The sequence below is a fragment of the Amygdalobacter nucleatus genome (assembly GCF_029167365.1).
GTDB lineage: Bacteria > Bacillota > Clostridia > Saccharofermentanales > Fastidiosipilaceae > Amygdalobacter > Amygdalobacter nucleatus.
The window spans coordinates 1,094,100-1,107,906 of the sequence record NZ_JARFNM010000001.1 but is presented as its reverse complement, the minus strand read 5'-3'; the positions used below and the strand labels follow the sequence as shown (position 1 = coordinate 1,107,906).

At 39.2% G+C, this 13,807-nt stretch carries 12 protein-coding genes and 4 tRNA genes; 13 read left to right on the top strand and 3 right to left on the bottom strand.

The features are described 5' to 3' along the window. Window position 1: 1 nt before the first annotated feature. The 6 genes from rsfS to PYS62_RS04990 all read left to right on the top strand — a co-directional run bounded on the left by rsfS (window position 2) and on the right by PYS62_RS04990 (window position 2,460). A complete protein-coding gene (gene rsfS / locus PYS62_RS05015) occupies window positions 2–346 on the top strand; it encodes a ribosome silencing factor (protein ID WP_066712485.1) in 345 nt (114 codons plus the stop codon). Between the two features lie 213 nt (window positions 347–559). Further along, the gene (locus tag PYS62_RS05010; protein ID WP_066712484.1) at window positions 560–1,327 is read left to right on the top strand and encodes a helix-hairpin-helix domain-containing protein; all 768 of its coding nucleotides are present in this window, start codon (window positions 560–562) and stop codon (window positions 1,325–1,327) included. Between the two features lie 231 nt (window positions 1,328–1,558). Next, window positions 1,559–1,631 (top strand) — tRNA-Ala (locus tag PYS62_RS05005). 32 nt (window positions 1,632–1,663) lie between these two features. Beyond that, a tRNA-Leu gene (locus PYS62_RS05000) sits at window positions 1,664–1,746 on the top strand. Between the two features lie 5 nt (window positions 1,747–1,751). Continuing rightward, window positions 1,752–1,824: transfer RNA gene (locus PYS62_RS04995), tRNA-Met, on the top strand. 141 nt (window positions 1,825–1,965) lie between these two features. Then, window positions 1,966–2,460: a COG2426 family protein gene (locus PYS62_RS04990; protein WP_066712479.1), complete on the top strand. Its 495-nt coding sequence runs from the start codon at window positions 1,966–1,968 to the stop codon at window positions 2,458–2,460. Window positions 2,461–2,489: 29 nt separating this feature from the next. Here PYS62_RS04990 and mnmA read toward each other — a convergent pair whose 3' ends face one another. The 3 genes from mnmA to PYS62_RS04975 form a co-directional block, all read right to left on the bottom strand. Further along, complete coding sequence (mnmA, locus tag PYS62_RS04985; RefSeq protein ID WP_315574166.1) at window positions 2,490–3,656, bottom strand: tRNA 2-thiouridine(34) synthase MnmA; 1,167 nt, start codon at window positions 3,654–3,656, stop codon at window positions 2,490–2,492. A 20-nt stretch (window positions 3,657–3,676) separates the two neighbouring features. After that, window positions 3,677–4,804, bottom strand: a complete 1,128-nt coding sequence (locus PYS62_RS04980; RefSeq protein ID WP_066712476.1) for a cysteine desulfurase family protein — start codon at window positions 4,802–4,804, stop codon at window positions 3,677–3,679. A gap of 54 nt (window positions 4,805–4,858) precedes the next feature. Further along, a tRNA-Gly gene (locus tag PYS62_RS04975) sits at window positions 4,859–4,929 on the bottom strand. Between the two features lie 332 nt (window positions 4,930–5,261). On the opposite strand from PYS62_RS04975, the gene PYS62_RS04970 reads away from it, so the two are divergent. The 7 genes from PYS62_RS04970 (at window position 5,262) to PYS62_RS04940 (ending at window position 13,793) form a co-directional block, all read left to right on the top strand. Next, complete coding sequence (locus PYS62_RS04970; protein ID WP_066712472.1) at window positions 5,262–6,437, top strand: NAD(P)-dependent malic enzyme; 1,176 nt, start codon at window positions 5,262–5,264, stop codon at window positions 6,435–6,437. Between the two features lie 60 nt (window positions 6,438–6,497). After that, complete coding sequence (locus PYS62_RS04965; RefSeq protein ID WP_066712470.1) at window positions 6,498–8,030, top strand: class II fumarate hydratase; 1,533 nt, start codon at window positions 6,498–6,500, stop codon at window positions 8,028–8,030. A 157-nt stretch (window positions 8,031–8,187) separates the two neighbouring features. After that, window positions 8,188–10,215, top strand: a complete 2,028-nt coding sequence (locus PYS62_RS04960) for an acyltransferase family protein (RefSeq protein ID WP_066712468.1) — start codon at window positions 8,188–8,190, stop codon at window positions 10,213–10,215. Between the two features lie 41 nt (window positions 10,216–10,256). Continuing rightward, window positions 10,257–10,883, top strand: coding sequence for a TlpA family protein disulfide reductase (locus tag PYS62_RS04955; protein WP_066712466.1), 627 nt, complete (start codon window positions 10,257–10,259; stop codon window positions 10,881–10,883). Next, window positions 10,884–11,633: a cytochrome c biogenesis CcdA family protein gene (locus PYS62_RS04950; RefSeq protein ID WP_066712457.1), complete on the top strand. Its 750-nt coding sequence runs from the start codon at window positions 10,884–10,886 to the stop codon at window positions 11,631–11,633. Window positions 11,634–11,654: 21 nt separating this feature from the next. Next, on the top strand, window positions 11,655–12,110 hold the full coding sequence (dtd, locus tag PYS62_RS04945; RefSeq protein ID WP_066712455.1) for a D-aminoacyl-tRNA deacylase: 456 nt from the start codon (window positions 11,655–11,657) through the stop codon (window positions 12,108–12,110). Between the two features lie 30 nt (window positions 12,111–12,140). After that, on the top strand, window positions 12,141–13,793 hold the full coding sequence (locus PYS62_RS04940; RefSeq protein WP_066712452.1) for a formate--tetrahydrofolate ligase: 1,653 nt from the start codon (window positions 12,141–12,143) through the stop codon (window positions 13,791–13,793). Window positions 13,794–13,807 lie beyond the last annotated feature (14 nt).

The following is a 13,807-nucleotide window of genomic DNA, read 5'->3' as shown; positions in this document are numbered from 1 at the left end:
AATGACAGCAGCTGATTTAGCAAAATTGATTCAGCAAACTTTGAGCGATTACAAGGCAATGGATGTTGATCTGTTAGACTTACAGAATAAGAGCAGTCTTTGCGATTACTTTGTAATAGCTTCGGCAAATTCAGAACAACAAGCTCAGGGCTTATCTAACTTACTTGAAGAAGAATTAGCTAAGCAAGGCATCTTTGCTAGAACCAAAGAGGGCTTAGATAGTAGAAGATGGATTTTACTTGATTTCGATACAGTTATTGTCCATATTTTCCATAAAGAAGAACGTAGCTTCTACAATTTGGATAAGCTTTGGCAGACAAGACCTAGTCAAGTTCATGCTGAGTAATTAATTTGCATTGTTTGTATTAGATGAGACAGTCAGTTCTTAGAATTGGCTGTTTTTTATGCCTCGCTTAATTGGCTCTTTTTATGCCTCATTGGATTGGCTTTTGGGTATCTGGCTCTAAGTTTGAATTTACGAATTTTTGCTGGAAAATTCTGAAAAAATTCGTGTGATCTAGCTTTAGACTAAATAGCAGATAGGAAGTTGGAGGCAAATATGAAACGCTTTTATTTACAGCATCGAAGTTACTTTTTTATTGGTATTACAGTTATTTTGCTCATTTTGCTACTAGCGATATATCGTTTAAGTACTAGGCAAGCGGAAATTGTTCCTAAACTTGTTTTGCCAAGTGAAATTAATGAACTTGCAATTGCACCAAGTGAAAGTAAACTAGTTCCAGATAGTTCGCTTAATCTTAGAGATAAGCAGACGATGAGAGCTAGACATGAACAAGCCATGATTCAGGTGGATTTGAAAGGCGAAGTTAAGCAAGCTGGAATTTATAAACTAACAGCTAATGCTAATTTGGCTGAACTTATTGCCAAAGCTGGCGGGTGTACGGAAGAAGCAGCCGTTGAATATCTTAATTTGGCCATGCCACTTAAGGACAAGGAACTTTATCGCATACCAAGTTTCAAAGAATTAGCAAGTTTGGAACAGAGCCACGATTTTAGTTTGGTGAAACCAGGCATAATTAATGTTTTGCCAGCAAACTACACTAAGTCATTGACCGCTAAAGCCAGGTTAGATCTTAATACAACCTCTTTGGCGAATGATGAGCAGGCAGAATATTTAGTGAATATTAATAGTTGTAGTGAGGAAGAACTTGCCAAAGTGCCCAAAATTGGGCCTAAATTAGCCAAAACCATCATAAACTATCGAATGGAACAGGGTAATTTCTTAAAGTTAGAGGATCTTTTGCGTGTCAAAGGGATTAAAGACAAAAAATTAAAACAGATAAGAGCGCGTCTTACTTGTAATTGAATGTCTGGAAGCTAGGAAGTTGCTTATATTTATTTAGCTAGCTCATTTTAAGCAGATTTTTAATGAGTTCAGAAGTTTGAGCGAAGTATATGTTTTAAGCAATATTGTAATTAAAAGTTGAATTTCCCTGTAAACGTGTTAGAATTTACTTATCAATTAAGTTTACAAGTCACATGGCTTGGTGCAATTTGACAATTCCTGAGCTACTTGCTATAATTTGTGATGCAATTCGGGGGTATAGCTCAGATGGGAGAGCGCTTGAATGGCATTCAAGAGGTCAGCGGTTCGATCCCGCTTATCTCCATACAGGTTGCAATTGACAATAGTATATGACTTGCTCATGTGACGAAATAGGTAGACGTAACGGACTTAAAATCCGTGGGTTAACAGCCATACCGGTTCGAGTCCGGTCATGAGCATACATCGCGGAGTAGAGCAGTTGGTAGCTTGTCGGGCTCATAACCCGGAGGTCGTAGGTTCGAGTCCTGCCTCCGCAATTATTTTGAAGCACTGTGGGATTTAGCTCACAGTGCTTTTTAGCTTTTATGCAAAGTTTCATTCGAAGTTGTGTACGAAAATTTAGTAAATATTAATTTATTACATACCGTTATAGTTTGGCATAGGCTATAATAGAACACATGTTTAATCAATTTTTTAGCTTTATTAAGACTTATGTACCGTTAAATATAGCAGTGTTTGTGATTGCCTGTTGCCCATTTATCGAGGTGAAAGGCTCTATTCCTTTGGGTGCAATTGCTGGACTTAGAGTGTGGGAGAGTACCTTTTGGGCTTATTGGGGTTCGATGCTGCCAGTGCCGTTTATTTTAATCGGCTTTACTTATTTCCTTAAATTATTACGCACTTGGCCTAAGACAGTTGATTTTGCTAACAAACTTGAAGAGAAGATTTATGCTAAACGTGATTTAATTGACCGCTACGGTTATCTGGGTTTGTTTGCCTTTGTCGCATTGCCAATTCCCGGCACTGGCGTTTGGAGTGGATCTTTGGTAGCAAGCCTTTTACATCTCAAATATTTACCATCTTTACTTTTGATAGTTTTAGGTAATGCGTTGGGTACACTGTTCATCTATATGCTAACTTATGGTGTAAGCTCCTTACTGAGCTGCTTTTAGTGCTTTAACTTATCTTAAAGTCTATTGATTTATTCTAAAATTTCTGTGATAATGCCGCCACCTAAAATATAGTCATCTATGTAAAAGACAGCTGACTGGCCTGGGGCTATACCTGATACAGCTTGACTTAAACGAATTTCGCATTGAATATCGTTCATAGGGATGACTTTTGCTTCGACAGGCTTTTGATTATAGCGAATTTTGACATTACAGGTGATAGGATCGGTCAATTTTTCAACCGCCATGAATTTGCACAAATCTGTGCGAAAAACAGATTTCAGACTTTCTTCATAGGTGCCCAAAACAACCTCATTAGTGAAAGGCCGTAATTCAAGGACATAGGCACGGTAGCCCAAAGCGATGCTGAGGCCACGGCGCTGGCCGACTGTATAGTTGGTGATGCCTTTGTGCGTGCCTAGGATATGGCCTTGCTTATCGACAAAATTACCAGTTTTAGGCTTTTTGTGACTACGTCCGGCGATGAAGTCGGCATGGGTGCCTTCTGTGACGAAACAAATATCTTCACTATCTTTTTTGCGTGAAATACGAGTGAAACCAGCATCAGCCATCATGGCACGGACGTCTTTTTTCTTGTAATTGCCTAAAGGAAACAAAGTCCGAGCTAAATTCTCTTGGCTTAAGCTATACAAGACATAGGACTGATCTTTCTCTAAATAGAGGGCTTTTTGAATAGTTAAGCGACCATTAGGCAGCTGCTTGATTCTGGCATAGTGGCCAGTTGCAATAGCTTGGGCGCCTATCATCTTGCTACGCTGTAAAAGCCCTTCCCATTTCAGTTTTTGGTTGCAGATGATGCAAGGGTTAGGGGTGCGACCAGCTTGATATTCTCTTACGAAATAATCGACAACTTCTTTTTCAAAAGTTTGCTTGAAGTTCATGACGTAAAAAGGCACTTGCATTTGGATACAAGCACGTCTAGCATCTGAAAGTGCGTCCAAATCGCAACAACCGCCATGACTAGAGAGTTCATCTTTGCCTTTTTCTTGCCAGAGCTTCATGCTGATGCCAATTACATCATAATGATTTTGCTTCAAGATATAAGCAACGGCTGTAGAGTCAATACCACCTGACATGCCGACAACTACTTTCTGGATGGAAGGGTTAAACTCAGCTGCTTGCCAGAGCAAGTTAGCTGCTGCTTCAGATTGTGAGTTAAGCATGTTAAGTTCGTTCATTTAATTCCTTATTAGTTTATTCAGGCTAAATTCAGTAATACTTTGATTGTTTCAGCAATTTCTGTCTTGGTGTTTTCATAGCCGAGGGTGAAGCGAAGAGAACTACTTGCTTCTTCTACGCTTTTGCCCATAGCTAGTAAAACAGGGCTTGGGTCTAAGGAGCCAGAGGCGCAGGCTGAACCATGTGAGGCCAAAATTTCGGCAAAGTCTAACATGATCAAAGCTTCCTCTCCAGCCAAATGAGGCAAGCAAACATTGACATTGTTGCATAAGCGATGTGTCAAGCTACCATTAATTTGGCAATTTGGGAAATTACGTTTTAATTCTTGCATGAAATACTGTTGCAAGTCTGTGATTTTAGTCCTAAATTCAGTGTAATGAGCTTGATGGAATTTAATTGCTTCGCCCATAGCAGCAATTAGAGGTACAGCAACTGTGCCAGCGCGTCTTTCACGTTCTTGGCTACCTCCCAAAATTAAGGCAGGTAAGTTGTATTTATCGCGTTTATCTTCATTTATATACATGGCGCCGATGCCCTTAGGACCGTTAAATTTGTGGCCAGAGAGGCTGAGAAGGTCGACATGACAAGCTTTGACATTGATTTTTTCGTGCATGAAAGCTTGGACGGCATCTGTATGGAACAGTGTTAGCCTATCTTTCAATAATTCACCAATGGCTTGAATTGGTTGCAGACTGCCCACTTCGTTATTAGCCGTCATAACTGAAACTAAGATTGTGTCATCACGCAGCAATTTCTTTAGCTCATCTAGTTTGACAATGCCATCTTTATCGACAGGCAAAAAATCAATGTCAAATCCCTTACGGCCGTAGTATTTAGCACATTCCATGACAGCTGGATGTTCGATAGCACTGACAATGATATGTTTGCCAAACTGGCTCAAAGCATCTGTAGCTGTATGAAAAGCCCAGTTATCACTTTCGCTACCGCCTGAGGTGAAGTAAATTTCAGAATCGGTACAATTTAGCTCTTTGGCAATGAGTTCCCGTGTCTGAAATACAATATCACGGCTAGGATTAGCGGCATTATAGGCAGCAGAAGGATTGAGGCAATTTTCGCCCCAATACACAAGTGCTTCCAAAGCTGGTTGGCACATTTTGGTCGAAGCGGCATTATCTAAATAAATCATGGTGTCTTTCTTCTTTTCTTTAACTAAAAAGAGCTCCGCTTAACGGAGCTTATAAGCAAGTGAGGGGAATCGAACCCCCGTGGTCAGCTTGGGAAGCTGAAGTTCTACCATTGAACTACACCTGCAACTAACACTAATTATAAAGTAAATGTCCGTATTTGGCAAAATGAGAGAAGTTAAAGCTGAGCGCTTACGCTTTTGCAATTTGCTCATTCAAAGCAACTTAAAAGCCCTGATTTAATACAACTTAATAGCATAAACTAACAAGCTAATTTGATTGGGTTTTAAATATCATAACTTAATCAGTCTTTTATTAGCTTCTTAAGCAAGCCATTAAACATTGGTTAAGAAATTACAAACACTAACGAGATGGGTCATTTACGCATCTCGTTTTCGCTTAGTTAGTGTTATAATCAGCGTATTGATGAAAAGAACCTGTAAAGGAGAAGAGTTTTTTATGGATAATCAACAAAAAGCACTTGAGATGCACAGAAAATGGGCTGGTAAAATTGAGGTTACCACACGTGCTCCACTTGATTCTGCAGAAGCGTTAGCTCTAGCTTACACTCCAGGTGTTGCTGCACCTTGCCTTGAAATTGAGAAGGATCCTGATTTGTCTTTCGTCTATACTCGCCGTTGGAACACAGTAGCTGTTATTACGAACGGTACAGCTATTTTAGGTTTGGGCGATATTGGCCCAGTTGCAGGTATGCCAGTTATGGAAGGTAAGGCCGCTTTATTTAAGGCATTTGGTGATGTTGATGCAATTCCACTTTGCGTAAATAGCAAAGACATTGATGAGATTGTCAAGATCATTGCATCCTTGCAAGGTAGCTTCGGTGGTGTCAACCTAGAAGATATTAAGGCACCAGAATGCTTCTATATCGAGCAGAAATTAAAAGAAGTTTGTGATATTCCTATTTTCCATGATGACCAACACGGTACAGCTGTTGTTACATTGGCTGCTTTGATCAATGCTGCCAAATTAGTACACAAGAATTTAGGAGACTTGAAGATTGTTATGAACGGCGCTGGTGCAGCTGCCATTGCTATCACGAAACTTATGCTTTCCTATGGCTGCAAGAATGTTATCTTGGTCGATAGGACAGGTGCTATCTATGAGGGCCGTGAGAAACTCAATCCAATCAAGACTGAAATGGCTAAGATTACTAACTTACAGCATGAAGAAGGCAAGCTAGAGGATGTTATCAAGGGTGCTGATGTCTTTGTTGGTGTCTCAGCTCCTAATTGCTTAACAGAAGAAATGGTCAAGAGCATGAACAAAGATGCTATCGTCTTTGCTTGCGCTAACCCAATTCCTGAGATTATGCCAGACAAGGCTTTACATGCTGGTGCTAAGGTAGTTGCTACTGGACGTAGCGATTTCCCAAACCAAATCAACAACGTTTTGGCTTTCCCAGGCATCTTCCGTGGTACATTGGATGTTCGAGCTATAGAGATTAACGTCGAGATGAAAATTGCAGCTGCTTTAGCTTTGGCTAACTTAGTTAGCGACGAAGAATTAAGACCAGAGTACATCTTGCCAGAAGCTTTTGATAAGCGTGTGAAAGATGCAGTTGCTAATGCTTGTAAGGCTGCTGCTATTAAGACTGGCGTTAATCGCATTAAGTAAAATTTAACATTTTAAGCGTCGCTTTATGCGGCGCTTTTTTGCTTGAAATGAGGGAGATATATGCAGTATCGCATTGAACAAGATAGTTTGGGCGAGGTGAAAGTACCAGCCAATCGCTTGTATGCTGCACAGACAGCAAGAAGTTTACACAATTTCCAAATTGGCACGGAAATCATGCCTTTAGGTGTGATGAAAGCTTTAGTTTTGTTGAAATTATCAGCTGCCAAGGTGAATGAAGAACGGCATTTTATCCCAGCTGAAATTGGTAAGGCTATTCAAATTGCTGGCAAATTGATCCTCCATAATTTTGCTGAATTTAAAGCTGAGTTTCCTTTGCATGTTTGGCAGACAGGTAGTGGTACACAGAGCAATATGAATGCCAATGAAGTTTTAGCTAATTTGGCTACAGTTATTTTGACTGCCCAAAATGACGCTAAAGCTAAGGGCGAAAATCTTAATACTGAACAGCTTGAAGCTGCTGTCTTATCTATAGTTGGCACTGATCAAGTGACAGAAACTCTTAATAGAGCTAGCTTGCGTGTCCATCCAAATGACCATGTGAATTGCTCACAGTCATCTAACGATACATTCCCAACGGCAATGCATATTCTTGCTTACATTAAAGTGCTTGAGCTAGAGCAGGGCTTAGATCGTTTAATTAAGGCGTTCGATCCACTTATTTTAGAAAATATGGAGACATTCAAGTCAGCTCGTACGCACTTACAAGACGCTGTTCCAATGTCATTTGCGCAAGAATTAAGTGGCTGGCAGCATTTAGTTATCGAGGGTAGGACAATTTTAGCTCAAAATGCCGAACAATTACTCAATGTGGCTTTGGGTGGTACAGCTTGTGGTACAGGCTTAAATACACCAGATAATTTCAGTGAGGCTGTTTTAGATGAAGTTAATCAGACATTGAGTGTAGCGCATGCTGATTTGACCAAAATTGCTAGCTTTGCTTTCCGTAAAAACGTCAATTTGTTTGCAGCTTTAAGCGGTAAATCAGCCGTAGCTGCTTGCCATGGCGCGTTAGCTGTTTTAGCTGGTAACTTGTTCAAAATGGCGAATGATATTCGTTACCTTGCCTCAGGTCCACGCTTGGGTTATGGTGAGATTACAATTCCAGCTAATGAACCAGGTAGTTCAATTATGCCTGGCAAAGTCAATCCTACACAGGCTGAAGCTTTGACTATGGTGGCAATTCAAGTTATGGCTAATAACCAAGCAATCACTTTTGCTAATAGTCAGGGCCAGTTCCAGTTGAATGTCTTTATGCCACTTATCGTTCATAATTTTGAAAAGTCAGCAAGCTTGTTGTTAGAAGCTGTTGATAGCTTTAAAGAACATCTTTTGGAAGGCATCAAGGCAAATAAAGCTAAGATGTTAGCTAATTTCCAGAATTCTTTGATGAATGTGACAGCTTTAAGTCCTAAGTTAGGGTACAAACAAGCTGCTAAGTTGGCTAATGAAGCGAACGACGAAGGCTTGACGTTATGGGAAGTTGTCGATAAGCATAAACTATTAAGTAGGGCTGAATTCGATGCCTTATTGGATCCTAAGAAGTTAAGTTATCCGCATGGTGAAAAGATTTAACTTCAGTGTGGGGAGAAGCTTGCTATTTGGGTTGGTAATAAATTAGTAATTTTTGTTGACTATAATAGTAAGGATTAACGGCAGCTTGAGCTATAGGTGATTGCCTTATTCGCTCAGGCTGCTTTTATACATAGTCTTATTTGTGTAAGGATAAAGCATGGTAGATATACAGCGTGTTCAGAACCATAAGTTGCTATCTGATCAGCAACTTGCACCCCAAAAACCAGTTACGCAGCTGAATTTAAGCCAACAGTATATAGGGGGCTTAGCTGCTTTACGAGTTTTAGCCTTGTTAGCTGTGTGCGCTTACCATTTGCGGCCTGATGTGTTTGTCGGCGGCTATCTAGCAGTTGATCTGTTTTTCATTATTTCTGCTTACTTAACTACTAACAAATTACTTTCAAATTGGCAGCAGATCGATTTAGCTAACTTGTATAAGCGGCGCTTTTTGAAACTTTGGTCGCCATTGTTTGCACTCTGCACGTTTGTTTTGTTGCTAGCTTTTTTGTTTATTCCCAAATTGATGCAGAATATGTTGCCCAATTATCTGAGCAGCTTAGCATTTGGCAATAATTTTTGGCAAATATATTTAGGCGATTCTTATTTTGCAGAAGCTGTTAGTCCTTCTGCCTTCAAACACTTGTGGTATATCGCTATTTTGGGGCAATTTACACTTATTTGGCCAGCTTTATTTAAGTTCTTAGCTAAGCAAAATAAGTTACGTTCTAAGCTTAGACAAGAGCTTAGCTTACTTTTACTCATTTTAATTATTGTATCTAGCTTAAGTATGGCGCTTTTATATAAGGCCAATACTGACCCGACCAATGTTTATTATGGAACTTTGACGCGTGCTTACGCTTATTGCTTGGGTGCGCTTTTGGCAGTTATTGTACCAAGCGCACGGGCTAAATCTTTAGACAAGTCGATGCATAATTCTAATCAGGAGTTAGACTCTAAACGCATCTATTTCTATGATTTAGTTGCTTTGCCTTTACTTTGTTTGATTATAGCAATTTGGATGCTTTTACCTGCTAACAGCAATTTCACCTATAGAGGTGGCCTACTTTTGCACGCAGTCCTCTGTACATTATTGGTGCATTGTGTGGTTGTACCTAAGACTTTCTGCAATCAATTATTTGACTTGAAAGTTTTTTCAGTCATTGCTAAACGTGCCTATGCTTATTATCTTTGGCAATATGCCGTTATGATCATGCTTAGAGAGAAGAGCACAAGTTTGGGCTTGGATCGCACAACTAGCTTATTACTCAATATTGTTTTGACCTTGATTTTGGCTGAATTAGCTTATCGCTTCGTCAAACAGCTGAATTTCAAGCACTTATTGCAAGAAGTTAAATTAGGGCAAATTAGTTTAGCTAGCTTGGCTAACTTATTTGTTGTTTTAGTTTTTACGCTTTCAATTGTGCCAGCTTTAGTTAATTCGAAACCTGTTTCTAAACAAGCTAATGCCAAATACAAAGCCCAGATTCAGCAAGCGGCTTTACAAGCTGAAACTGAGCAGGCTGCTAATGATAAGCAAGCTAATGCCGAAACTAAAGAGTCAGTTAATGCTAGCGAAAAAGTAAGTTCTACGCAGCCTGAGCAAACGGAGTTAGCATTGGAGCAGGTCAAAGGTCCTTATGATTTACAGACAATGCTTGAGATGACCAAAGACGATTTAAGCAAAGCTGAATTAGATAAGCTTGGCAAAATTAAAGTGACAGCTGTCGGCGATTCAGTTTTGTTAGGTTGTTCTAGAGCCTTAAGTTATCTATTGCCTAATTTCCACTATCGAGCCAAGGAATCAGCGCAGATTGATAAAGCAATCAATGATTTAGAGCAACTAAAAAATCAGCAGCGTCTAGGAGATGTCATCTTGTTAGCAGTTGGCCAAAATGGCTATTTCAATAAGCAACAAGCTGAGAGCTTACTGAAAATAGCAGGTGACCGTCCTGTCTTTGCTTACACAATTTTTGTTGGTAAAGAGTGGGAAACGGCTAATAATGCTATCTGGTATGATTTAGCGAAAGATTTTACTAATTTGGAAATTGTTGATTGGCACACTTATGCTAAGAATAATCAGGCCTTATTATGGGATGGTATCCATCCTAACGAAAAAGGCCAAAAAGCCTATGCTCGCTTATTTGCCAGAACTTTATTAAAAAGACTAGCAAAAGCTGAAGCATAATGTAGAGGAAATTATATAGAACTCAGAAAAGGAAGTTTAATATGCATAAATTTAGCAAAAGAAGTTTAACATATATTCTTACGGCAGCGTTGCTATTGACAAGCGCTTGCAGTGCAAAATCTAAAGATATTCAAACTTTGGCCTCTAGCACAGACAAGGCGCAAACAGAAACCAATGAGTCCGTAGCTAGTGAAACAGGAACTGAGGCAAGTAAGGCTAGAATTAAATTAATCGATGCCTTAAAGCTTAAAGATGCTAAGGGAGCTGAATTTGACAAAGGTACATTGAGCGGCAAATCTGTACTTGTTACGTTCTGGACAACTTGGTGTCAATATTGTAAAGATGAGTTAGCTAGCCTAAATAAGATTGCTGCTGACTACAAGCAAAATGATAAATTCCAAATTTTGCTGGTTAATGTTACAAACTCAAATTCAACAGTTGAGATGGCGACAAATTACCTCAAAGAAAATGCAATTGATTTGCCTATCGCTTTTATAAGCCAAGATGATGCTAGTGAATTAGGTATTCCTGGTTTCCCATTCAATTTAGTCTTGAACCAAGAAGGCAATCTGACCAAATTAGTAGTTGGTGATAAAAGTACACAATATTTCTTTGGTGCAACTGAAGAGCAACTACGTAATTTCATAAAGCAAGTAGCGGAGGCTTAAGTGAGTATTTATTTTTTGCTCTTTGTCCAAGGCTTGATCAGCTTTGTTTCACCGTGCGTATTGCCGATGGTGCCTGTGTACTTGATTTATTTAGCGGCGAATGAAAAGCAAAAATTTAAGACAAGAGTATTTAACTTGCTCGGCTTTGTCTGTGGCCTTAGCTTAGTCTTTGTTGCTTTAGGTATGACAGCTAGCAGCTTGGCTAGAATCATTATGTTGAATCGGCGCTTGTTTACGCAGATTACAGGTATTTTGGTGATTATGCTTGGCATTTATTACTTTGCTTACGAAAAAATTGCCCAAAGTAAATTAAAATTACGTTTTGATCATTTGCTAGTAGCTATTGGCTGGAAAAAAGATGCTGCCTTAGCCGACAAGTTATATGAAAAGGCCGTAAAAGAGCCTGAAAAAGTCCATTTTTGGTCTGCTTGTTTGATCGGTATTGCTTTTAGCTTGACAAGCTCACCTTGTATATCGCCTAATCTGAGCTATGCATTGCTTTTGGCAGCAAATAGCGAGACAGTTTGGCAGGGTGCTGCACTATTACTTATGTATAGTTTAGGCTTAGCAATTCCGTTTGTAATAGTTGGCTTAGCTGCCAATTATCTTCAAGGTAGTATCAACTTTTTCAAAGTCCATGGGCGGACTTTCCAGAAAATTGCTGCTTGTTTGATGATTATAGTTGGAATTTTGATGTTAAGTGGTGGTATTGGCCATTATACAAGTTGGTTAAAAAATCTTATTGCTTAGAAATATAAGAGGTTAATTTAGATGCGTGCATTAATTCAAAGAGTTAAACAAGCCAAAGTAGAAATTGGCGGCGAAAAAATTTCTGAAATTCAGCAAGGTTTACTTATTTTTCTCGGCGTCTGTGATCAGGATACTGAAGAGCTGACGGCTAAATTTTGGCAAAAGATTAAAAATTTGCGTATTTTCGAGGATGAAAATCATAAGACGAATTTAAGCTTGAGTGATATTGGTGGCAGCGTTTTAATCGTTTCACAATTTACCATGTATGCTAATTGCCAAAAAGGCAATCGCCCCAGCTTTGTTGAAGCAGGTAAACCAGATCATGCAAAACAGATTTATCTTAAAATGCTTGAGTTAGCCCAAGCTGATGTTAAGAATGTCGGCCATGGTGAGTTCGGCGCAGATATGTTGGTTAGCTTACAGAATGACGGACCTTTTACCATTTATCTTGATAGCGAAAATTTACATTTACAATAATTAATCACTTGAACTTATAGGAGGTGTCAGATGTCAGATTGCAAATTAGAACCAATTACAAAGGTTGCAGCTAAATTGGGTTTAACGAGTGAAAACGTATATGCTTATGGACCATACAAAGCTAAATTGCCACTTTCTCTTATGCGTAAAAATCCTAAAGGCAAGTTGATTTTAGTCACAGCTACTTCCCCAACCCCGTTAGGTGAGGGCAAAACTACAATGGCTATTGGCTTAGCCGATGCCATGGCTAAGTTAGGTAAGTCTGTTTGTGCCGCTTTACGGGAACCATCAATGGGGCCAACTTTTGGTCTGAAAGGTGGAGCTTGCGGTGGCGGTCAAGCCAAAATTGTGCCAGAGGATGAAATTAATTTGCATTTCACTGGCGATTTTGCCGCAATTACTCAGGCGAACAATTTGATTGCAGCTTGTTTGGACAATCACATTTATTGGGGTAATGAATTACAGATTGATCCAGCTAAGATCGTGTTTAAACGCGCCCTTGATCTGAACGAACGCTCTTTAAGAAATTTCAATTATCTAATTAAGCAACCTAAATCAGTTGAAAATCAGCAGACATATAATGTCAGTGGCCAGTTTAATATCACTGCAGCTAGTGAATTGATGGCGATTTTTGGCTTAGCTAGTGATTTTAAGGATTTACGGCAGCGCTTGGATAACATTTTATTGGCCTTTAATTTTAATTCTGAACCTGTATATTTACGTAGCCTAAAGATTACAGATGCCTTGCTTTTGATTTTGAAAGATGCTTTTAATCCTAATCTTGTGCAGACAGCAAAGCATAATCCTGCCATTGTCCATGGTGGGGCCTTTGCCAATATTGCTAATGGCACCAATTCTTTTGTTTCTACTAAATTAGCCTGTTCTTTGGCTGATTATGTCGTAACAGAAGCTGGTTTTGGCGCCGATTTGGGCTTGGAGAAGTATTTTGACTTGTTAGCTGGTCCTAGACAGCTGAAAGTTGATTGTGTTGTTTTAGTAACTAGTTTACGTGCTTTGAAATATCAAGCAGGCTTAGCATTAAAAGATACAACTAAAGAAAATTTATACGCGCTTGAAACTGGTTTAGCTAATTTAAAAAGACATATGCAAATTATTCAGAATTTTCAAGTTCCATTTGTTGTTTGCTTAAATAAGTTTGCGAATGATACAGAGACAGAGATTAACTTTTTAAAAGCTAAGTTAAATGAGCAGGGACTGACATTGGCAGTCGCTGATGTTTTTAGTCAAGATAGTGAAGGAGCAGATGACCTAGCGCATAAGGTTATTCAGAAAATTGTAAGCGAAGCTAACGTAGCTAATGCGAAACAATTATTTTCTGAAAATGCTGATCTTATGACCAAACTAACTTGCATTGCTAAACAGATTTATGGTGCAAAAGATGTTAGCTTGAGTGAAGAAGCTGAAGCTGATTTGGCACTTATCAGGCAACAAGGCTGGGAGTCCATGTCTCTATGTATTGCCAAGACGCCAAGTTCATTTACTGATCAGGCGAATTTGCTAAATGCACCGACTGATTTTACTTTACATGTGACGAGCTTTTCTGCCTATCGGGGCGCTAATTTCATCGTGGCACATTGTGGCAAGGTTCTAACTATGCCAGGCTTACCAAAAAAGCCAGCTGCTTGTGAGATGATTTGTTCAGATGCTGAAATTAATTTATAACTACATAATTTATA